Source organism: Streptomyces sp. NPDC057136, assembly GCF_042670885.1.
Lineage (GTDB): Bacteria > Actinomycetota > Actinomycetes > Streptomycetales > Streptomycetaceae > Streptomyces.
In genome coordinates this window covers 215,887-236,001 of record NZ_JBHUUV010000009.1, presented here as the reverse complement: position 1 = coordinate 236,001, position 20,115 = coordinate 215,887, and the positions used below count along the sequence as shown (strand labels likewise).

At 69.6% G+C, this 20,115-nt stretch carries 18 protein-coding genes and 1 tRNA gene; 9 read left to right on the top strand and 10 right to left on the bottom strand.

Features of this window, described 5'->3' with window-relative positions:
* The first annotated feature begins 20 nt into the window (after positions 1–20).
* The gene (locus ACFT7S_RS14780; protein ID WP_382731323.1) at positions 21–1,727 is read left to right on the top strand and encodes a GAF domain-containing sensor histidine kinase; all 1,707 of its coding nucleotides are present in this window, start codon (positions 21–23) and stop codon (positions 1,725–1,727) included.
* A gap of 144 nt (positions 1,728–1,871) precedes the next feature.
* Entirely contained in the window at positions 1,872–3,071 is a 1,200-nt protein-coding gene (locus tag ACFT7S_RS14775) for a M23 family metallopeptidase (protein ID WP_382731320.1), read from the top strand.
* A 39-nt stretch (positions 3,072–3,110) separates the two neighbouring features.
* Here the strand turns inward: ACFT7S_RS14775 and ACFT7S_RS14770 are convergent, their stop codons facing one another.
* Positions 3,111–3,956, bottom strand: a complete 846-nt coding sequence (locus ACFT7S_RS14770) for a Cof-type HAD-IIB family hydrolase (RefSeq protein WP_382731318.1) — start codon at positions 3,954–3,956, stop codon at positions 3,111–3,113.
* Between the two features lie 120 nt (positions 3,957–4,076).
* Positions 4,077–4,973, bottom strand: coding sequence for an LLM class flavin-dependent oxidoreductase (locus ACFT7S_RS14765; protein ID WP_382731316.1), 897 nt, complete (start codon positions 4,971–4,973; stop codon positions 4,077–4,079).
* Positions 4,974–5,170: 197 nt separating this feature from the next.
* Here ACFT7S_RS14765 and ACFT7S_RS14760 point away from each other — a divergent pair, with 197 nt between their 5' ends.
* Positions 5,171–5,461: a hypothetical protein gene (locus ACFT7S_RS14760; RefSeq protein ID WP_382731314.1), complete on the top strand. Its 291-nt coding sequence runs from the start codon at positions 5,171–5,173 to the stop codon at positions 5,459–5,461.
* A 26-nt stretch (positions 5,462–5,487) separates the two neighbouring features.
* Here the strand turns inward: ACFT7S_RS14760 and ACFT7S_RS14755 are convergent, their stop codons facing one another.
* The 4 genes from ACFT7S_RS14755 to ACFT7S_RS14740 all read right to left on the bottom strand — a co-directional run bounded on the left by ACFT7S_RS14755 (position 5,488) and on the right by ACFT7S_RS14740 (position 9,779).
* Complete coding sequence (locus ACFT7S_RS14755; RefSeq protein WP_382731312.1) at positions 5,488–6,030, bottom strand: RNA 2'-phosphotransferase; 543 nt, start codon at positions 6,028–6,030, stop codon at positions 5,488–5,490.
* Between the two features lie 181 nt (positions 6,031–6,211).
* Positions 6,212–7,144, bottom strand: a complete 933-nt coding sequence (locus ACFT7S_RS14750) for a MerR family transcriptional regulator (protein ID WP_382731309.1) — start codon at positions 7,142–7,144, stop codon at positions 6,212–6,214.
* Positions 7,145–7,158: 14 nt separating this feature from the next.
* Positions 7,159–8,931 (bottom strand): SDR family oxidoreductase, encoded by a 1,773-nt coding sequence (locus ACFT7S_RS14745; protein ID WP_382731307.1) that lies wholly within the window; start codon positions 8,929–8,931, stop codon positions 7,159–7,161.
* Positions 8,928–9,779 carry a M24 family metallopeptidase gene (locus ACFT7S_RS14740; RefSeq protein ID WP_382731305.1) on the bottom strand — a complete coding sequence of 284 codons (852 nt, stop codon included), beginning with the start codon at positions 9,777–9,779 and terminating at the stop codon, positions 8,928–8,930. Before ACFT7S_RS14740 ends, ACFT7S_RS14745 begins: the two co-directional genes overlap by 4 nt.
* A gap of 219 nt (positions 9,780–9,998) precedes the next feature.
* On the opposite strand from ACFT7S_RS14740, the gene ACFT7S_RS14735 reads away from it, so the two are divergent.
* The 6 genes from ACFT7S_RS14735 (at position 9,999) to ACFT7S_RS14710 (ending at position 14,974) form a co-directional block, all read left to right on the top strand.
* Positions 9,999–11,045: an ABC transporter ATP-binding protein gene (locus ACFT7S_RS14735; protein WP_382731302.1), complete on the top strand. Its 1,047-nt coding sequence runs from the start codon at positions 9,999–10,001 to the stop codon at positions 11,043–11,045.
* On the top strand, positions 11,045–11,953 hold the full coding sequence (locus tag ACFT7S_RS14730; protein ID WP_382731300.1) for an ABC transporter permease: 909 nt from the start codon (positions 11,045–11,047) through the stop codon (positions 11,951–11,953). The genes ACFT7S_RS14735 and ACFT7S_RS14730 overlap by 1 nt, the downstream gene beginning before the upstream one ends.
* Positions 11,950–12,861, top strand: coding sequence for an ABC transporter ATP-binding protein (locus ACFT7S_RS14725; protein ID WP_382731297.1), 912 nt, complete (start codon positions 11,950–11,952; stop codon positions 12,859–12,861). The genes ACFT7S_RS14730 and ACFT7S_RS14725 overlap by 4 nt, the downstream gene beginning before the upstream one ends.
* 30 nt (positions 12,862–12,891) lie before the next feature.
* Positions 12,892–13,611, top strand: a complete 720-nt coding sequence (locus ACFT7S_RS14720; protein ID WP_382731294.1) for an ABC transporter permease subunit — start codon at positions 12,892–12,894, stop codon at positions 13,609–13,611.
* 293 nt (positions 13,612–13,904) lie between these two features.
* A complete protein-coding gene (locus ACFT7S_RS14715) occupies positions 13,905–14,585 on the top strand; it encodes a hypothetical protein (RefSeq protein ID WP_382731383.1) in 681 nt (226 codons plus the stop codon).
* A gap of 300 nt (positions 14,586–14,885) precedes the next feature.
* Positions 14,886–14,974, top strand: a tRNA-Ser gene (locus tag ACFT7S_RS14710).
* A 58-nt stretch (positions 14,975–15,032) separates the two neighbouring features.
* On the opposite strand, the gene ACFT7S_RS14705 is transcribed toward ACFT7S_RS14710, so the two are convergent.
* From ACFT7S_RS14705 to efeB, 4 genes are all read right to left on the bottom strand, one after another.
* Entirely contained in the window at positions 15,033–15,848 is an 816-nt protein-coding gene (locus ACFT7S_RS14705; protein WP_382731292.1) for an HAD family hydrolase, read from the bottom strand.
* Positions 15,845–17,122 (bottom strand): serine--tRNA ligase, encoded by a 1,278-nt coding sequence (gene serS / locus ACFT7S_RS14700; protein ID WP_382731289.1) that lies wholly within the window; start codon positions 17,120–17,122, stop codon positions 15,845–15,847. The genes ACFT7S_RS14705 and serS overlap by 4 nt, the downstream gene beginning before the upstream one ends.
* A gap of 624 nt (positions 17,123–17,746) precedes the next feature.
* A complete protein-coding gene (pheA, locus tag ACFT7S_RS14695) occupies positions 17,747–18,682 on the bottom strand; it encodes a prephenate dehydratase (RefSeq protein WP_382731287.1) in 936 nt (311 codons plus the stop codon).
* Between the two features lie 63 nt (positions 18,683–18,745).
* On the bottom strand, positions 18,746–20,113 hold the full coding sequence (efeB, locus tag ACFT7S_RS14690) for an iron uptake transporter deferrochelatase/peroxidase subunit (RefSeq protein WP_382731285.1): 1,368 nt from the start codon (positions 20,111–20,113) through the stop codon (positions 18,746–18,748).
* Positions 20,114–20,115: the final 2 nt, after the last annotated feature.

Below are 20,115 nucleotides of genomic sequence, written 5' to 3'. Positions count from 1 at the left end.
GGACTTATTAGGCTCGGTGCATGGCAGAGCCGGACCCGAAGGACTCACTCGAAGCCGCGACCCGGGCGACGCGCAGCCTGCAGGGTCTCTCCACCGAACTCACCGCCCGCGTCCCGCAACTGCTGGAGGCCATGCGTTCGGTCGGCACCGGCCTGGAACTGCACACCACTCTCGACCGCATCTGCGAGACCGCGGCCGAGCTCGCCGGTGCCCGCTACGCCGCCATCGGTGTCGTCGACGACACCGGGGAGGGACTGTCCGACTTCGTCACTTACGGAGTGCCGGAGGACGTGGCCCGGGAGATCGGACACCGGCCCGACGGGCAGAAGGGGCTCCTCGGCGCGCTGATCCACGATCCCGTAGCGCTCCGGCTGGCCGATCTGGCCGCCGACCCGAGGTCCGCCGGATTTCCGCCCGCCCATCCGCTGATGCGTACGTTCCTCGGGGTGCCGATCCGCGTACAGGGCGAGATCTTCGGCAATCTCTATCTGGCGGAGAAGCACGGCGCGACCGAGTTCAACGACTACGACCTGCACATGGTGCGAGTGCTCGCCACCGAGGCCGGGATCGCCATCGGCAACGCCCGGCTGTACGAGGCGGCGCGGCAGCGCGAGCGGTGGATCGACGGCTCGGTGGCCGTCACGACCGCGCTCCTCTCCGGTGGTGACGCCGACGACGCGCTGTCGGTCGTCGCGGAACAGGCCCGTCGTCTCGCCGATTCCGCAGCGGGGATCGTGCTTCTGCCGACGGCGGAGGGCGGGCTGGAGATCGTCGCGGTCTCCGCCGAGGACCCGTCCGATTCGCTGGGAGTCATCATTCCGCCGGAGAGCCCCGTCGTGGCGATGCTCCTCGACGGTCAGGCCGTCTTCGTGGACGACTCGGCCTCCGACGGGCGCATGGTCACGAGGCTGGCCGACCGGTTCGGCCCGATCATGCTGCTGCCCCTGCACAGCGGCGGGCGGGTGCTCGGCGCGCTCGCCACCCCGCGAGGCCGGGGCGAACGCCCCTTCACCGAGTCGGAGCGGACGCTCGCCACCCAGTTCGCCTCGCAGGCCGCACTCGCGCTGATGATGGCCGAGGCGCAGCGCGACCGCGAACGGCTCGCGGTGTACGAGGACCGGGACCGGATCGCCCGTGACCTCCACGACCTTGTCATCCAACGGCTGTTCGCCACCGGAATGATGCTGGAGAGCGCTCAGCGCAGGTCGGTGGTGCCCGAGTTGCAGACCGGGGTCGGGCGGGCCGTCGACGAGCTGGACGTGACGATCCAGGAGATCCGGACGGCCATCTTCGCGCTCCAGCAGGAACCGGCCGAGGCGCCTTCGGGGCTGCGCACCCGCGTCCTGCGGGAGATCAACATGGCCGCCGTGCCGCTGGGCTTCAAGCCTTCGCACCACTTCGTCGGCCCGGTCGATTCACTCGTGGGTGAACTCACCGGGAAGAACCTCCTCGCGGCCCTGCGCGAGGCACTGTCCAACGCGTTCCGGCATGCCGGTGCTTCCCTGATCGATGTGGTCGTCGACGCGACCGTCACCCTGCCGGACGGGCGCGAAGGGGTACGTCTCTCGGTCGCCGACGACGGCGTGGGCATCCCGGAGGGCGGGCGGCGCAGTGGTCTGCGCAACCTGGCCCGCCGCGCGGAGTCACTGGGCGGAGCGAGCTGGTTCGGCCCCGGGATCGGGGAGGACGGGGGCGGTGCGACGGTGGTGTGGGAGGCGCCCCTCTGAGGGCTGTGCTCCGGAATCGGGCCCGGCGGCACGCTCTGCGACCGGTCCGGCGGCCGGCCCGGCGGCTGCGCCGAGGTAGGCCGGTTGGCCGTACGACACCTCGGGGTCCCGGGATTCGGGGCCGGCCGGTGTGACGATCCGGTAATGCCTTCCGCTGTGCTGTGTCATTGTCGCCGGAAACGCCGCTGCCGTCGGCGGCGCGAGCGGCTGGTCGTGCTGCTGCTCTGCGCGTTGTCGGCCCTGGCCGTCCTGTCGGCGGCGCCCGGGCCGGGCGCGATGGCCGTGCCGGTTCCGGCCGTGCCGCTGTCCGCTGCGCGGGTCGATCCGGTACCTGGTCCGGTACCTGGTCCGGCGCCCGGTCCGTCGTTCGATCCTCGGTCCGGGCCGATGCCCGGATTTGCTACGGGGGTCGTGGTCGCCCGGCTGTTCCAAGAGGCGGCGCAGGCCACCGATACGTACGAGAAGGGCAGACGCGCATCGGTGGCGCAGCGGGCGAAGGCCGTGCGCCTCGACGGGCTCCTCGCCGGGCAGCGGCGCGTACTCGCGGCGATCCACTCGGACCTCGGCCGGGTCGCCCGCGCCGAGTACCGGACCGGCGGTGTCGGCTTCTCGTACACCGCGCAACTGCTGCTCGCCGACAATCCCCAGGAGTTGCTGCGAGGCCGCCAACTGGCCTGGCAGGCCGACAGGGCCGTGACCCGTCTGCTGGAACGCGCTCAGCACGCCGAACGCACGCTGGCTGACGGAGAGCGCAGGGCCAGGTCCGCCTGGCACACCCTGGACAGCGCCCTTGTGCGGCTGGCCGCGGTCAAACGCGGCATCGCGGCCAAGCTGGCGTCAGCGCAGCAGCAGCTCCAGAGCGAGGCGGACCGCAGTGTCGCGGCGGGGAAGTGCGCCGGCGCCGTACGGATCGAGCAGCCGGGCGGGTGGGACAGTGGGCCGAGCTGGGTGGCGCCGGTGGAGAAGTACGCGCTCTCGGCGGGATTCGACAGCGTCGGCGAGCACTGGGCGAGCCGGCACACCGGGCAGGACTTCGCCGTGGGCATCGGCACGCCGGTGCGCTCGGTCGGCGAGGGCCGGGTGGTCTCGGTCTCCTGCGGCGGCGCGTTCGGCGTCGAGGTCGTGGTGGGGCACCCGGGCGGCTACTACACGCAATACGCACATCTGGCGGGCGTCACGGTGGACCAGGGGGAACGGGTCCGGGCGGGGCAGTGGGTCGGACAGTCGGGAACGAGCGGGAACTCGACCGGGCCGCACCTTCATTTCGAGGTGCGGCTCACGCCTCTTCTCGGGTCGGGCGTCGATCCGGTGCGCTGGCTGCGCGAGCACGGCGTGACGCTCTGACGGGCGGGCCGCCGGGCGGCGGCCACCACTGAGGGGCGGTCAGCGGGCGGCGAGAATCCGCTCGATGACGACGGCCACGCCGTCCTCGTTGTTCGTGACGGTCCTGCCGGAAGCGGCGGCCAGCGCGTCGGGGTGGGCGTTGCCCATCGCGTACGAGGCGCCCGCCCAGCCCAGCATCTCCACGTCGTTGGGCATGTCACCGAACGCGACGACCTCGGCCGGATCGATGCCGCGCTCGGCGCAGCAGAGCGCGAGGGTGCTGGCCTTGGAGACACCCGGTCCGCTGACCTCCAGGAGGGCCGTGGGGCTGGACCGGGTGATGGAGGCCAGGTCGCCGGCGGCGCTGCGGGCCAGCGCGAGGAACGCGTCCGGGGCCAGCTCGGCGTGGTGGGCCAGGAGCTTCAGCACCGGGGCGCCGGAGCCCGGGGACTCCGCCTGGAGCAGCTTCTCGGCGACGGCGACGGTGGCACCCGGGTCCAGGTGGAACGGCGGATAGGCCGGTTCGTAGTGGATGCCGGTGGTGAACTCGACGGCGAACGAGGTGCCCGGGGCGACCTCGCGCAGCGTACGGACGGCCGCGAGGGCGGCGTCCCGCTCCAGCGGCCGGACCATGAGCGGCTTGCCGTCGGCACGCAGATCGACGACGGCTGCGCCGTTCGCACAGATCGCCATGCCGTGACCGTGGACGTGGTCGCTGACGACGTCCATCCATCGGGCGGGGCGGCCGGTGACGAAGAAGACCTCGATCCCGGCCTCCTCGGCCGCCGCGAGGGCTGCGACCGTGCGGTCCGACAGGGTCTTGTCGTCGCGCAGCAGTGTGCCGTCCAGGTCGGTGGCGATCAGCCGGGTTACGGCAGGCAGGGGCGAGTCGGTAGCTGAGGTCACAGGGTCATTCTCCCGTACGGGAGTGCACGGGTGTGCGGAGGGGCGCACATGTGAGGGGCACACGCCTCTGAGCAGCAGAACATGTCAGCGGCATGTGCCCGGGGATACATGGACGGAATGTCAGCCGAGCTGGGCCAGTCCTTCGGTGGCGATCCGCTCGAAGACTTTCTCGTCGGCGGCGAAATCGGAGCCGGGGACCGGCCAGTGGAGCACGATCTCGGTGAACCCCAGCTCGAAGTGTGTTCCCGCGAAGTCCACGAACGCGTCGAAGGAGTCCAGTGGGCGGTCCGGGGTGAAGCCGGTGAGAAGGATCTTGTCCAGCTCCGTGGTGTCCCGGCCGACCGCGGCGCCTGCTGCGACGAGCCCGTCGAGCTGCCGGCGCAGGGCAGCCACGGACTGCTCCGGCGTACCCGTCTCGTACAGCTTCGGATCACCGGTGGTCACCCACCCCTGGCCGTACCGCGCGGCGAGCTTCTGCCCGCGCGGGCCGGTGGCGGCGATCGCGAAGGGGAGCCGTGGGCGCTGCACACAACCGGGGATGTTCCGGGCCTCGTTGGCCGTATAGAACTCGCCCTCGTACGTGACCGAGGGCTCCCGCAGCAGCTGATCGAGCAGCGGGACGAACTCGGCGAAGTGGTCGGCACGTTCGCGAGGCGTCCACGGGTCCTCGTCGGTCCGGCGCAGTGTCGTGGCGTCGAAGCCGTTGCCCCCGGCGCCGATCCCGAGGGTGATGCGTCCGTCGGATACGTCGTCGAGCGTGATGAGGTCCTTGGCGAGCGTCACCGGATGACGGAAGTTGGGCGAGGTGATGAGGGTGCCGAGGCGCATCCGCTCAGTGGCGGCAGCCGCGGCGGTAAGCGTCGGGACCGCACCGAACCAGGGCCCGTCGCGGAAGGTCCGCCAGGCCAGATGGTCGTAGGTGTACGCGGCGTGGAAACCGAGGTTCTCGGCCCGCTGCCAGACCTTCCGGCCTTCGCTCCAGCGGTGGATGGGCAGGATGAGGGTGCTCAAATGCATACATGCGACGATACGGCTGAGTCGTCGGGCTGTGGTGCAGGGGTGCGGCGCAGGTGTCGGTGCGGGGTTGCCGCCCCGGACCCGGGCGGGGTTGCCGCCCCGGACCCGGGGGGCGAGGCTGGAAAGGGACGCGGCCGGTCACTCCCCGCGCGTGAGCGCACGGCGCCGGGCGCTGTTCACCGGAAGGATGAAGCGCCATGAGGATGCTGCTCACCGCTCGGATGGACACCGAGCGCGCGAACCGCGCCGTCTCCGACGGAACGCTGCCCAAGCTCATCGACGACATCGTGGAAACCCTCAAGCCCGAAGCGGCCTACTTCACGCCGGTGGAGGGCGACCGCACCTGCATGCTCGTCTTCGACATGGAGGAGTCCGCCCAGATGCCCCCGATCTCCGAGCCGTTCTTCCTGGCAGGGGCCAAGGTCAGCATCCAACCGGTCATGAACCTCGACGATCTCCGCAAGGGCCTCGGCAACCTGGCGCGGTAGCTCCGCGCTCAGCCGGGCGCACCCGCTCAGTCGCGCATACGCAGGAACTCCGGTGGTACGGCGTCGGTGAGCCAGACCCCGTTGGCGCTGACGTGAAAGGTGTGACCCGCCCGGTGCATCGCCCCCGCGTCCACCGCCAGGACGACGGGCCGGCCGCGACGGGCGCCGACACGGGTCGCCGTCTCGCGGTCCGGTGAGAGGTGGACATGGTGGCGGTCCATGGGGCGCAGCCCTTCGGCGCGGATCGAGTCCAGGGCATGGGCGACAGTCCCGTGGTAGAGGTACGCGGGCGGCTCGGCCGGGGGCAGTCCGAGGTCCACGGGGACGGTGTGGCCCTGGTTCGCCCGGATGCGGTCGCCGTCCACGGTGAAGCGCCGTTTGTCGTTGGCCGCGACGACATGGTCGAGCTCGCTGCGGGTGACGGCGAATCCCTGCCGGGCCGTCGCCCGCAGGAGATCGTCGATCCGCACCCAGCCCTGGGCGTCGAGTGTGATGCCGATGCGTTCCGGCTGGTGCCTGAGGTGGCGCGAAAGGTATTTGGACACCTTGACGGTGCGTCCTTCATCCATCCGGTCAGGGTGCCCAAGGCACACGTCCCGGCGCACCCGATTTCTTCCCCCTCTTTCCCCGTCGGATCTTTCTGGGAGTAAGGGCGGCGCGCAGGTTTGATCCACAGCCAACTGCGGTTATCCACAGGCGGTTTGGCGATTCTGTGGACAAGTAGTGGGCGAGAAAGGCTATTTGGTCAACTTACGTGTCTTTTGCGTGAGATGCCGCTAGAGCGTCCAATGTCCGGGCCTGTACCTCGCGTTCGGTGGCGGTCGCAACGAACGCCTCCACGCGCTCCGCGCCAACCAGTGCCTGCACAGCGCGCATTGTTTCGGCCGGCAGGAGCACGGGACGGGGCGCGTCGTCGTCGGTCAGCTCCTCGGAGCCCAGATGGTGATGCAGGTGCCGGGTGGCGAACAGGCGCATCGCACGGGCCAGTTCCGCGTCGACCGTCTGCTGGGCGAGCGGGCGGAGCCGCCGCACCATCGACGCCGCTTCCGCCGCGTCGGCATCCGTCGGTGGACGATGACCGAGATAGCGGGCGAAGACATGCTCGGTGGTGAACTCCAGGAAACGGGAGGCGATGTGCTCGACCTGGCCCCGAAGTTCCCGCAGATGACCGGAGATTGCGGAGAGCGGCACCCCTGCCGCGTACAACTCCACTGCCACCGACAGCTCTTGTGGGCTCGGCACCAGGAACTCGTCCTCCTTGCCTGGGACGCGTTCGAGCACACCGAGAGCCACCGCCTCGTCGACGGCCGCCTCGTCCGGCGTCGAACCGAACCGCAGGTCGAGTTCGGCGCGGGTGATCCGGCCTTCCTCCTCGTCGGTCCACGGGCCGTGCACCTCGGCGACCAGGCCGAGCACTCCGCCCAGACCGCGACCCGCGTCCCACGCCTCCAGCAACTCCTTGATGCTGGCCAGGGTGTAGCCGCGGTCCAGGAGATCTGCGATCTGCCGCAGCCGGGCCAGGTGCGTGTACCGGTAGACGTTGGCCCGGCCGCGCCGCTCCGGTGTGGGCAGCAGCCCGCGGTCCTGGTAGGCGCGGATGGTGCGGACCGTGGCACCGCTGGCATGGGCCAGGTCCTCGATCCGGTACTCGGTGGCCGGCCGGCTCTCCGTGGCCGACGGCACGCTCCCGCCCCCGGTCACAGCGGCGGCTTCAGACGGGCGATGCCGCGCAGCACCCCGGGGCTCACCCGGGACAGCAGCAGGGCACCCCTGGCCTCCGGGGTGACCGGCACGACGGCCTGATTGCGCACCACGGCCTTGAGGATCGCGTCGGCGACCTTCTCCGGCGGGTAGTTCCGCAGCCCGTAGAGCCTGCTGGTCCGGCTCCGGAGGCGCTTCTCCTCCGCCGCGTCCGTGCCGGCGAACCGCGTGGTCGCCGTGATGTTGGTGTTGACGATGCCGGGGCAGATCGCGCTGACCCCGATGGACTTCTCGGCCAGCTCGGCCCGCAGGCACTCGCTGAGCATCAGCACGGCCGCCTTGGACGTGCTGTACGCGGGCAGGGCCCGCGAGGGCTGGTAGGCCGCCGCGGAGGCCGTGTTGACGATATGGCCGCCCTGGCCGCGGTCGGCCATCTGCTTGCCGAAGATCCGGCAACCGTGAATGACCCCCCACAGATTGACGTCGAGGACGTTCTTCCAGTCCTCGCTCGTCGTCTCCAGGAAGGAGCCGGACAGACCTATCCCCGCGTTGTTGACCAGCACGTCGACGATGCCGTACTCCCGGGCGACCTTTTCGGCGAGCTTCTCCATCGCCTGCTCGTCGCTGACGTCGACGGTCTCGCCCCAGGCGGCCGGAGAGCCGATCAGCAGGGCCATCTCCGCCGTCCGGGCCGCTCCCTCCCCGTCGCGGTCCACCGCCACCACCCGGGCGCCCGCCTCGGCGAACGCGAAGGCCGTGGCCCGGCCGATCCCCCCGGCCGCCCCTGTCACCAGGACCAGCTGCCCGCCGAACCGGTCGGCGTGGGCCCCGGTCGCCACGGGACCCTGCACCGGCAGGCCGTCCCGCTGCGCCGTCTCGTTGGCCGTGACGAACTCGCTGATCCAGGCGGACAGCTGGTCCGGCCTGGTGCGGGGCACCCAGTGCTTGGCCGGCAACGACCGGCGTACCAACTGCGGAGCCCACAGCTCCAGTTGGTCGTAGAGCGACTCGGAGAGGAAGAAGTCCTCGGTCGGAGTGATCAGTTGGACCGGAACATGTGCGTACGCGTCGGTCCGGGGCCTGCGCAGCCGGGGGCGGACGTTGTCACGGTAGAGCCAGGCCCCGTGTGCGGCGTCCTGGGGCAGCGAAGGTGTCGGATAGCCGTCCGCGGGCACCTTCTCCATGCGCTGGAGTATCCGCGGCCACTGCTTGCCGAGCGGCCCCCGCCAGGCGAGCTCCGGCAGGACCGGGGTATGCAGCATGTACACGTACCAGGACTTGGCGCCCTGCCCCATCAGCTGGCCGACCCTGCGCGGCGTGGGCCGGCTCATGCGCTGCTTGATCCAGTGGCCGAAGTGGTCGAGCGAAGGGCCGGACATGGAGGTGAAGGAGGCGATTCGCCCCTCGGTCCGCTTGACCGTGGCGAACTCCCACGCCTGCACCGAACCCCAGTCGTGCCCCACGACGTGCACCGGCCGGTCGGGGCTCACCGCGTCCGCGACGGCCAGGAAGTCGTCCGTGAGCTTCTCCAGCGTGAAACCGCCCCGCAGGGGAGAGGGAGCCGTCGACCTGCCGTGGCCGCGTACGTCGTACAGCACGACGTGCCACTCCTCGGCCAGCCGTGAAGCCACCTCCGACCAGACCTCCTTGCTGTCCGGGTAGCCGTGCACCAGCACGACCGTCGGACTGGAGGCGTCGCCCAACTCGGCAACGCACAGCTCGATTCCGCCCGTGCGGACCCAGCGCTCGCGCGCTTCACGCAGCTTCATGCCGCCACCTTCTCCTCTGCCCAGCGCCGCACGTGCGGCAGATCGTCGTCGAGCCAGAACGCGCTCTGTTCGGGGTCCTTGGAGTCGGTGACGACCAGGATCTCCTCGAACTTCGCACCCGTACCCCGGAATCCGAGGTGCGGTTCGACCGCCCACAGCCCCGGCTGCGGCAGGTGGTCGGAGAAGCGGTACGGGCTCCACAGCGGCGACCAGCCGTCCCGGTGGCCGTGCAGGGCGTCGCTCGCGAGCCCCTTGAGTGACTGGGTGCCGAATCCGAAGACATGCGGTGACCAGCGCCGTTCGGTCACGCGGTCGACCTTGTGGGCGATGACGCCGAAGGGGTACGCCCGGTGCCGGTTCGCGTACCCCTGTCTGATCATGAGGCGTTCCACGTCCTCGTAGATCTCGCGCAGGGAGCGCCGCTCTCGGACCTCGCGCAGAATCAGCTCGCGGTGGACTTCCAGATCGGCCAGCAGCCTGTCGTGCAGCGGGCTGAGCCCGAGACAGCCGGAATAGCCGATGTCCGCGGTGAATCCCTTGTAGACCGGGGCCATGTCGAGGATGAACGGCATCCCCGGCTCGAGCTTCCGGTTGGTCGGGAAGAACTGCAGCGGCACCTTGAAGCCCGCGAACGCCGTGCGGTCCCCGAACCAGGCGAACGGGAGGTGGAACCAGTCCCGCACACCGCGCTCGCGCAGCCAGTCGCGCTGCATCCGCGCGGCCTCGCGCTCCGTCACCCCCGGCCTGAGCTGAGCGGCGACCGCCTCCGCGCAGTCGTACGCGAGGCGTTGCACCTCTCTGAACCCCCGCAGTTCCGGGGCCTTTTCGTCCTTCGCTGCCGAGGTCATGCGACCGTCCGTTCCCTGACGTGTGCGGTACGTGCCCGTAACGTGACACTGATGAATGTGACAATGTCCGGCGGCTACGTCAAGGGGTGCGCGGAGGCCTGTGGACAACTGTGGGAGCGGGCCGGAGCGGAATCCTGACGTCCTCCCTTGTGGGGTCCCCCTACGGGTCCGTACGCCTGGAGTCTGACGCGGATACAGCCGTCAGGTCTGACGACCGCTGTGGTCCACGCCACTACCTTCGAAGACGTGACTGTGATCGTGACCGAAAGCCTGAGCAAGCGGTTCCCCCGGGTGACCGCGCTTGACCGGCTCACCCTGGACATCGGACCCGGCGTAACCGGCCTGGTGGGTTCCAACGGGGCCGGCAAGTCCACACTGATCAAGATCCTGCTGGGTCTGTCCCCCGCCACCGAAGGCCGGGCCGCGGTGCTCGGGCTCGACGTCGCCACCAGTGGCGCCGCCATCCGGGAGCGCGTCGGATACATGCCCGAGCACGACTGCCTGCCGCCCGACGTCTCGGCGACCGAGTTCGTCGTGCACATGGCCCGGATGTCCGGGCTACCTCCCACGGCGGCGCGCGAGCGCACCGCCGACACGCTGCGCCACGTCGGTCTGTACGAGGAGCGCTACCGGCCCATCGGTGGCTACTCGACCGGCATGAAACAGCGCGTGAAGCTGGCCCAGGCACTCGTCCACGACCCGCAGCTGGTGCTGCTCGATGAGCCGACCAACGGCCTGGACCCGGTCGGCCGCGACGAGATGCTCGACCTCATCCGCCGCATCCACACCGACTTCGGCATCTCCGTGCTCGTCACCTCCCACCTCCTGGGTGAACTCGAGCGCACCTGCGACCACGTGGTCGTCGTCGACGGCGGCGCCCTGCTGCGATCGAGCTCCACCAGCGACTTCACCCAGACCACCACGACCCTCGCGGTCGAGGTCACCGACAACGACACCCACCCCGACGGCACCGCCGCGCTGCGCAAGGTCCTCAACGAGGCCGGCGTCGCCCTGATCGGCCTCGACGGCCTCGACGCGGAAGGGCTGCCCGGGGCGGGCCACATCCTCCTGGTCGAAGCGACCGGCGAGGAGACGTACGACATCGTCCGCGACAGCGTCGCCGGGCTCGGACTCGGCCTCGTACGGATGGAACAGCGGCGCCACCACATCGCCGAGGTCTTCCGTACCGAAGAGGCGCCGCAAGCGGTCCGCGCGGCACACGCCGCCTCCGTCGGCGCCGCAACGCAGAAGGGGAGCGGTTCGTGATGAGCACCGAGACCGGGACCGTGACCGGGGGCGACAGCTCCCGCATCCACAACATCGGATACCGCTCCTACGACGGTCCGCGCCTGGGCCGCGCCTATGCGCGCCGCTCGCTCTTCTCGCAGTCCCTCAGGGGCTCGTTCGGGCTCGGCCGCTCCGCGAAGTCCAAGGTGCTCCCGATGCTGCTGTGCGGGGTGATGTGCCTGGTCGCACTGATCATCGTCGCGGTCGCCATCGCCACACCCAACATGACGAAACTGCCCATCAAGTACACGGCGTTCGCGATCTACCTTCAGGCGGTGATCGGGCTCTTCATCGCCGCACAGGCACCGCAGTCCGTCTCCAGGGACCTGCGGTTCAAGAGCATTCCCCTGTACTTCTCACGGCCGATCGAACGCGGCGACTACGTGGTCGCCAAGTACGCGGCCATGGCCTCGGCGCTCTTCATCCTCACCGCGACGCCGCTCGTCATCCTGTACGCGGGTTCGCTGCTCGCGAAGTTCGACTTCGCCGACCAGACCAAGGGATTCGGGCAGGGGCTGGTGTCGGTGGCGCTGCTGTCCGTCCTGTTCGCCGGTCTCGGACTGGTGATGGCCGCCCTCACCCCGCGCCGCGGCTTCGGTGTCGCCGCGGTGATCGCCGTACTGACCATCTCCTACGGGGCGGTCTCCACGGTCCAGGCCATCGCCTGGGAGACGGGGTCCAGCGGCGCGGTGCCGTGGCTGGGGCTCTTTTCGCCGATCACGCTGATCGACGGTGTCCAGACCGCGTTCCTCGGCGCCACCTCCGCCTTCCCCGGAGGGGAAGGCCCGGGAGCCGGTGCCGGAGTGGCGTACCTGATCGTTGTTCTCGCGCTCGTCGCCGGCTCCTACGCCGTGCTGATGCGCCGCTACCGGAAGGTCGGGCTGTGACCACCATCGAGATCGACCACACCTCGCGCTGGTTCGGCAATGTGGTCGCCGTCAACGACGTCAGCATGACGGTGGGCCCGGGTGTCACGGGTCTGCTCGGCCCCAACGGCGCCGGAAAGTCCACGCTGATCAACATGATGGCCGGGTTTCTCGCCCCGTCGACGGGCGAGGTCACGCTCGACGGCAGGACGATCTGGCGCAACGAGGCGGTCTACAAGGAGATCGGCATCGTGCCCGAGCGGGAAGGGATGTACGACTTCCTGACCGGCCGCGAGTTCGTCGTCGCCAATGCCGAACTGCAGGGGCTCGGCGACGAGGCGGCGCGCAAGGCCCTGGCCACCGTCGAGATGGAGCACGCGCAGGACCGCAAGATCTCGACGTACAGCAAGGGCATGCGCCAGCGCGTGAAGATGGCGTCGGCGCTGGTCCACGAGCCGTCCGTGCTGCTGCTCGACGAGCCGTTCAACGGGATGGACCCGCGGCAGCGTATGCAGCTGATGGAGCTGTTGCGGCGGATGGGCGCGGAGGGCCGTACGGTCCTGTTCTCGTCGCACATCCTCGAAGAGGTCGAGCAACTGGCCTCGCACATCGAGGTGATCGTGGCCGGCCGGCACGCCGCCTCGGGTGACTTCCGGCGCATCCGCCGACTGATGACGGACCGGCCGCACCGCTATCTCGTACGGTCCAGCGACGACCGTGCACTCGCTGCCGCGCTCATCGCCGACCCGTCCACCGCGGGCATCGAGGTCGACCTGAGCGAACGGGCCCTGCGGATCCAGGCCGTCGACTTCGGGCGCTTCACCGCGCTGCTGCCGAAGGTGGCACGCGAACACGGCATCCGGCTGCTGACCGTTTCGCCGTCCGACGAGTCCCTCGAATCGGTCTTTTCCTATCTCGTAGCGGCCTGAGTAGTGGCCTGAAAGGAGCTGTGAAGCGTCATGTACGACCCCACAGTCGCTCGGCTCACCTACCGGGCCCTGCTCGGCCGGCGCCGGGCTGCCATTCTGTTGATCCTGCCCGTGCTGCTGGTCGTCATCGCCGTCGCGGTCCGGGTGTTCGCGGGGGCCGATGACCAGGTCGCCGCCAATGTGCTGGGCGGTTTCGCCCTCGCCACGATGGTTCCGCTGATCGGTGTCATCGCGGGCACCGGAGCGATCGGGCCCGAGATCGACGACGGCTCGATCGTCTACCTCCTGGCGAAGCCGGTGAAGCGTCCGACGATCATCGTCACGAAGCTGATCGTGGCCATCGCCGTCACGATGGTGTTCTCGGCTCTGCCGACCCTGATCGCGGGCCTGATCCTCAACGGCAACGGTCAGCAGATCGCCGTGGCCTACACGATCGCGGCGCTGGTCGCCTCGATCGCGTACAGCGCGCTGTTCCTGCTGCTCGGTACGGTCAGCCGGCACGCGGTCGTGTTCGGCCTGGTGTACGCGCTCGTGTGGGAGGCGCTCTTCGGCAGCCTGGTGCCGGGCGCGCGGACGCTCAGTGTGCAGCAGTGGTCCCTCGCGGTCGCCGAGAAGGTGGGCGGGGCGGGCGCGATCACCTCGGACGTCGGACTGCCGCTGGCGACGGTGCTGCTGGCGGGCATCACGGTGGCCGCCACCTGGTACGCGGGCCAGAAGCTGCGGGCACTGAAGCTCGCCGGCGAGGAGTGAGCCGACCCGCTTTGGAACTGTGCAACCCCCGTCCGATGGGCGGGGGTTGTTCTGTGTCCTATGAACGGACAGTGGTACGCGTAACTGTACGGTTATCGGCTCGTTGGCCAGGGTGCGTGGAGGCAGTGGGAATCCGTGGCGTCGAGCTTTCGTGAATTCGGGGATCGCCGACACCGGTGAGGGGCAGCGCCGGCCGGGTCGGTCATTGAGTGAGTGGCAACCGTGAGCGTCCTCCACCCCTGAAGCCCGGGGACAGGGCCGTTCATCGCCGTTCCCGCGAAAGGGATGCCCATATGCCCACGGAAGTCGCCCTGCTCGAATCACGCGCCCTGCGCGTCGAGCGGATGGGGCACGTCGACGTTCTCGACAAGGTCAAGAGTCTTGTCATGCTCCCGGACGGAATTCACGTTCGCACAGAGGATGTCGCGCGCTACTTCGAAGTATCCACAACCTCTGTCAGGAGGCTGACCGACCGGCATCAGCCGGAACTCAACGAGAACGGGCTGCGGATCCTCCGTGGCTCTGAGCTGCGGACCTTCCAAAGCGACATGAAGTCGCTTTGGACTGAGGAGGCCCCGGAAAGTTATCCACAGGCTGCCACTCAGCTGCGGCTCTTCACCCGCAGAACCGTGCTCAACGTCGCCATGCTTCTTCGCGACAGCGACATCGCGAGGTGCGTGCGTACGTACCTGCTCGATGCCGAGGAGGAGCTGAGGGTGGCGTACCGATCGCTGGATCAGCGCGTCACCGGCATCGAAGGCTGCCTCGCCGGTGTCGGCAGCGCGCTCCAGGAGCTCGGACCGGTGCTCGGCAGGATGTCGGAGCGGTTCGACAGCCTCGACCGGAAGCTGGATGTCACGTACCAGGTCGTCGGCGCCATCAGCGTCAAGCTCTCGGATGTCTCTCAGGGCATCGTCCGTATCGACACGCGCATGGACGGCCTCGCGCAGCAGTTGAAGGATCTGCGCGGCTGACCTGAACCCCGGCACCCGACAGCTCGCGGTCCGCCCCGGCTCCGTCGCACGGGCGCGGATCGCGAGTTAATCGGTGGCACACGGGGCGCGCCCCGCGGCACAGTAGGGGAACAGCGCGCACGGATACGTAAGCCAAGGACCGGGGAGGAGCGCGACGATGACCGAGAGTCCGAGTCCGTCGAGTTCCCAGCAGGGTGGTCCGCAGCCGGTCCCGGAATAGCCCACATCAGCTAATCCGCCGAACCGCTCGCAGCAGGACCCCCGGGTGGCCCTTCACGCGCATCGCGCGGCCACCCGCCCGGAGGATTGGCCGAGTGGTAAGGCAGCGGCTTGCTAAGCCGTCGTCGGGGTCGTGAAACCTCGCGCGCGTTCGATCCGCGCATCCTCCGCCGCAGACATTCGGTGGGACGCCGCCGGCCGCAACGGGCCGGTCGGCTTCCCCGAGCGTCAGGAGCGCCCTGTCCTGAGAAGCTCCTCCAGCACCACGGCGATGCCGTCGTGCTGGTTCGACGCGGTGATCTCGTGGGCCACGGCCTTCAGATCGTCGTGCGCGTTCGCCATGGCCACACCGTGCCGCGCCCAGCCGAACATCGGGATGTCGTTCGGCATGTCGCCGAAGGCCAGCGTGTCCGCGGCCTTCAGGCCCAGCCGACGGGCGGCCAGGGACAGCCCCGTCGCCTTGCTCAGTCCCAGCGGCAGGATCTCCACCACGCCCGGACCCGCCATGACCACGTCCACCAGACTGCCGACCGCCTCCCGGGCGGCCTTCGCCAGCGCGTCGTCGCCGAGCTCCGGATGCTGGATGTAGACCTTGTTCAGCGGGGCGGTCCACATCTCGGCGGCATCGTCCACGAAGACGGCGGGCAGCGGTCCCTCCTGCACCCGGTAACCGGGCCCGACCAGCACCTCGCCTTCGAGCCCGTCACGGCTGGCGGCCAGCGCCAGCGGACCGACCTCCGCCTCGATCTTGGACAGCGCCAGACCGGCGAGCTGCCGGTCCAGGGTGAGCGACGTCAGCAGCTTGTGCTCGCCCGCGTGGTAGACCTGCGCGCCCTGACCGCAGACCGCGAGGCCCTCGTAGCCCAGGTCGTCCAGGATGTGCCGGGTCCACGGGACCGCGCGTCCGGTGACGATGATGTGCGCCGCGCCGGCCGCGGTGGCTGCGGCCAGCGCCTCGCGCGTGCGCTCGGAGACCGTGTCGTCGTCACGCAGCAGCGTGCCGTCGAGGTCGGTCGCGATGAGCTTGTACGGGAAGGCCGTCACTTGGAGACCGGCTCCAGGACTTCACGTCCGCCGAGGTACGGGCGCAGCACCTCGGGCACCCGCACCGAACCGTCGGCCAGCTGGTGGTTCTCCAGGATCGCCACGATCGTGCGCGGTACGGCGCAGAGCGTGCCGTTCAGCGTGGCCAGCGGCTGGACCTTCTTGCCGTCGCGCATCCGGACGGAGAGGCGGCGCGCCTGGAAACCGTCGCAGTTCGAGGCGGAGGTCAGCTCGCGGTACTTGCCCTGCGTCGGGATCCACGCCTCGCAGTCGAACTTGCGGGAGGCGGAGGCCCCCAGGTCGCCCGAGGCGACATCGATCACTTGGAAGGGCAGTTCCAGCGCGGTGAGCCACTGCTTCTCCCAGTCGAGGAGCCGCCGGTGCTCGGCCTCGGCGTCCGCCGGATCGACGTACGAGAACATCTCGACCTTGTCGAACTGGTGGACGCGGAAAATGCCGCGGGTGTCCTTGCCGTACGTGCCGGCCTCGCGGCGGAAGCAGGGCGAGAAGCCCGCGTACCGCAGCGGCAGCTTGTCGGCCTCGACGATCTCGTCCATGTGGTACGCGGCGAGGGGGACCTCGGAGGTGCCGACCAGGTAGAAGTCGTCCTTCTCCAGGTGGTAGACGTCCGCGGAGGCCTGGCCGAGGAAGCCGGTGCCCTCCATGGCGCGCGGGCGGACCAGCGCGGGCGTCAGCATCGGGATGAAGCCGGCCTCGGTGGCCTGCGCGATCGCGGCGTTGACCAGCGCGAGTTCGAGCAGCGCGCCGATGCCCGTCAGGTAGTAGAAGCGCGAGCCGGACACCTTGGCTCCGCGCTCCATGTCGATGGCGCCCAGCGCCTCGCCGAGCTCCAGGTGGTCCTTCGGGGCGAAGCCCTCGGCCCCGAAGTCGCGGATGGTGCCGTGCGTCTCGAGGACGACGAAGTCCTCCTCGCCGCCCACGGGAACGTCCTCGTGGACGATGTTGCCGAGCTGGAGGAGCAGTCGCTTGGCCTCGGCGTCGGCCTCGTCCTGGGCGGCGTCGGCCGCCTTGACTTCGGTCTTCAGCTGATCGGCCTTCTTCAGCAGCTCGGCACGCTCGTCCGGGGTTGCCTTGGGGATCAGCTTGCCGAGCGACTTCTGCTCGGAGCGGAGTTCGTCGAAGCGGACGCCGGACGACCTGCGCAGCTCGTCGGCGGAGAGAAGGGCGTCGACGAGCGCGACGTCCTCTCCACGGGCGCGCTGGGAGGCGCGAACACGGTCGGGGTCCTCACGGAGCAGGCGAAGGTCAATCACCCCTCAAGGCTACCGGTGTGGGGTTCCCCCGCTCGAACCGATATCGATGAGCGTGTCATTTTGCCCGAATTGCCCGGAATTGATAATCCTGGAGGGGAATCGCCGGACAGGGCGTGGCCGGCGCGGTCAATAAACGAACCCATTCCCCCGAAAAGGGTTCAACCCGTCCGTTCTCCTTGACGCACCGGGCTTGCGCGAGGCGGGAGTTGGGGGACGGAACCCCCGTGTTGTCCACAGGTGAGTGCGGTTCGATTTAGTTATCCACAGGCTGTGAGGAAGATCTGTGGACACCGGAAGAGATCGTTCCGAAAGCCGCATGAAGGCTCATGGATTCCCCGTTCAAGCGCGGTTCACACACTCATTCGGGTGGGAATTCGATGCTCTAAAGAGTTGATCAATGCAATTGGGGTGACACGCGGCGACCTGTGGCTCTGTGGACTGATCTGATACCCCTGAGCCGATTTGTCGACCATGTCGCACTGTGGTGTCGACTTGTCCCCAGGTCGAGGCGTCGGCCTGTGGATAACTCTGTGGGCAAACGAAAATCTGCAGGTAGGACCGGTGGGCAACGCACAGGACACCCCTGACCGGGGCGCCGCCCGGCTCAGCCGGGCCGGTGTTGCCTCAGACCCGGCCGTCCTGGCTGCGGGCCAGCCAGTCGGATGCCTCGGTGAAGTCCGTGTCCGAGGTCCCCGCGCGCAGCGCGCGTACGTCCTCGGCCGTCACTCCGGCCCGGGGATACGAACCCAGGAACCGCACGTTCGGGCAGATGCGCTTCAGCCCCATGAGCGCCTCACCGACCCGCCGCTCCGCGATGTGCCCTTCGGCGTCCACGGCGAAGCAGTAGTTGCCGATGCCCTCGCCGGTCGGCCGGGACTGGATCAGCATCAGGTTGACCCCGTGGACCGCGAACTCCTGGAGGAGTTCGAGCAGCGCACCGGGGTGGTCGTCACCGAGCCAGATGACCACCGAGGTCTTGTCCGCACCGGTCGGCGCCGACGGCCTGGCCGGGCGGCCCACCAGGACGAAGCGCGTCTGGGCGTTCTCGGCGTCGTGGATCTCCGTCACCAGCGGTTCCAGACCGTAGGTCGCCGCGGCGAACTCTCCGGCGAAAGCGGCGTCGTAACGCCCCTCCTGGACCAGCCGCGCGCCGTCCGCGTTCGACGCGGCCGACTCCCACACGGCCTTCGGGAGATGGGCCGCCATCCAGTTGCGTACCTGCGGCTGCGCGGCCGGGTGCGCGGTGACCGTCTTGATGTCGGTCAGCTTGGTCCCGGGACGCACCAGCAGCGCGAAGGTGATGGAGAGCAGCACCTCGCGGTAGATCATGAGCGGTTCGCCGGTGGTCAGCTCGTCGAGCGTCGCGGTGATCCCGCCCTCGACGGAGTTCTCGATCGGTACGAGCGCTGCCGCCGCTTCGCCGCTGCGTACCGCGTCCAGAGCCGCCGGTACGGAGACCATCGGGACGAGCTCGCGGGTGGCGGCTTCCGGGAGCGTACGGAGGGCGACCTCGGTGAAGGTGCCTTCGGGGCCGAGATAGGCGTAGCGCGTGGCTGACATACGGTCACCCTAATGCGCCGTGCGCAAGGGGCCGCGCTGTCTCAGAATGCGGCCGGGCAGCCGTCAGGACTCCAGCAGCCGCTGCCCCACGTATTCACCCTTCGCGGCGCCGCCCGGCACAGCGAAGAGGCCGCTCGCCTCGTGCCGGATGAAGGGCGAGAGCGCGTCGCCCCGGTCGAGCTTGCGCTGCACCGGCACGAAGCCGCGGAAGGGGTCCGCCTGCCAGCAGACGAAGAGGAGACCGGCGTCCGGAGTGCCGTCCGCCGCGATGCCGTCGTGGTACGAGAAGGGGCGCCGCAGCATGGCAGCGCCGCCGTTCTTCTCGGGGGAGGAGATCCGGGCGTGCGCGTTGTCCGGGATCAGCAGGCGGCCGTCGGGTCCGGCCTTGTCGAGGTCCATCTCGGCCGTCTCGGTGCCGCCGCTGAGCGGTGCGCCGTCAGCCTTACGGCGTCCGATGACCCGCTCCTGCCGGTCTACCGGGAGCTTCTCCCAGTCGTCGAGGAGCATCCTGATGCGCCGGACGACGGCGTACGAGCCGCCCGCGAGCCAGTCGAACGCCGGACCGGAGTCGGCTGAGGTGGTGCCGGTCCCGGTGCCCGACGGTACGAAGATCCGCTGGTCGAAATCGCTGTCGGACGGCTTCGGGTTACCGGTGCCGTCGATCTGGCCCATCAGATTGCGGGCGGTCTTCGGCCGGTCGGTGGCGCCCGGGGTGCGGTTGAAGCCGTTCATCTGCCAGCGCACCCGGGCCGTCGCGGCGGCCTCCTTCTGGATGGCGCGCAGCGCGTGAAAGGCGACGAGCGCGTCGTCGGCACCGATCTGCACCCAGAGGTCACCGTTGGAGCGCCTGGCGTCGAGGTGGTCGGAGGAGAAGGGCGGCAGCGGGTCGAGGCCGGCGGGCCGACGGCTGGTCAGGCCCGTACGTTCGAAGAAGGTGCGGCCGAAGCCGAAGGTGACCGTCAGCGAGGACGGCCCGGCGTCCAGCGCGATCCCGGTGTCGTGACCGGCCCCGTCCTCCGCCGGACGGCCCGCCATCAGCCGCTCGGCCGTGGCCGACCAGCGGCGCATCAGCGCGGCGGCCTCCTTGCGTCCCGCGCCGGGCGCCAGGTCGAAGGCGATCAGATGGCCGCGGGCCTGAAGCGGAGTGGTGATCCCCGGTTGATGTTTCCCGTGAAACATTGCCCGGGTCGACCCGACGGTGGTCAGCGCCGCCGGGTCATCGGGGCGGGTAGCTGCGTATCCCGCGGCACCGCCCGCCGCGCCCAGCACGAGGCCGGTCGCTCCGGCGGCTCCGGCGGTGCCGAGCAGCCGCCGCCGGGAGACGGCACCGGAGTCGCCGGAAGTACCGGAGTCGCCGGAAGTACCGGCCGTACTCGTGCCGGAGTCGCTTCTCGCGGCCTTCGGGGCCTCGTCCTTCATGTTCTTGCTCAACC

Excerpts from the sequence above, each read along its gene's own strand:
- ACFT7S_RS14780 (WP_382731323.1), top strand. The coding sequence starts at position 21 with ATGGCAGAGCCGGACCCGAAGGACTCACTCGAAGCCGCGACCCGGGCG.
- ACFT7S_RS14775 (WP_382731320.1), top strand. The coding sequence starts at position 1,872 with ATGCCTTCCGCTGTGCTGTGTCATTGTCGCCGGAAACGCCGCTGCCGT.
- ACFT7S_RS14765 (WP_382731316.1), bottom strand. The coding sequence starts at position 4,973 with ATGCATTTGAGCACCCTCATCCTGCCCATCCACCGCTGGAGCGAAGGC.
- ACFT7S_RS14760 (WP_382731314.1), top strand. The coding sequence starts at position 5,171 with ATGAGGATGCTGCTCACCGCTCGGATGGACACCGAGCGCGCGAACCGC.
- ACFT7S_RS14755 (WP_382731312.1), bottom strand. The coding sequence starts at position 6,030 with ATGGATGAAGGACGCACCGTCAAGGTGTCCAAATACCTTTCGCGCCAC.
- ACFT7S_RS14745 (WP_382731307.1), bottom strand. The coding sequence starts at position 8,931 with ATGAAGCTGCGTGAAGCGCGCGAGCGCTGGGTCCGCACGGGCGGAATC.
- ACFT7S_RS14740 (WP_382731305.1), bottom strand. The coding sequence starts at position 9,779 with ATGACCTCGGCAGCGAAGGACGAAAAGGCCCCGGAACTGCGGGGGTTC.
- ACFT7S_RS14730 (WP_382731300.1), top strand. The coding sequence starts at position 11,045 with ATGAGCACCGAGACCGGGACCGTGACCGGGGGCGACAGCTCCCGCATC.
- ACFT7S_RS14720 (WP_382731294.1), top strand. The coding sequence starts at position 12,892 with ATGTACGACCCCACAGTCGCTCGGCTCACCTACCGGGCCCTGCTCGGC.
- ACFT7S_RS14715 (WP_382731383.1), top strand. The coding sequence starts at position 13,905 with ATGCCCACGGAAGTCGCCCTGCTCGAATCACGCGCCCTGCGCGTCGAG.
- pheA (WP_382731287.1), bottom strand. The coding sequence starts at position 18,682 with ATGTCAGCCACGCGCTACGCCTATCTCGGCCCCGAAGGCACCTTCACC.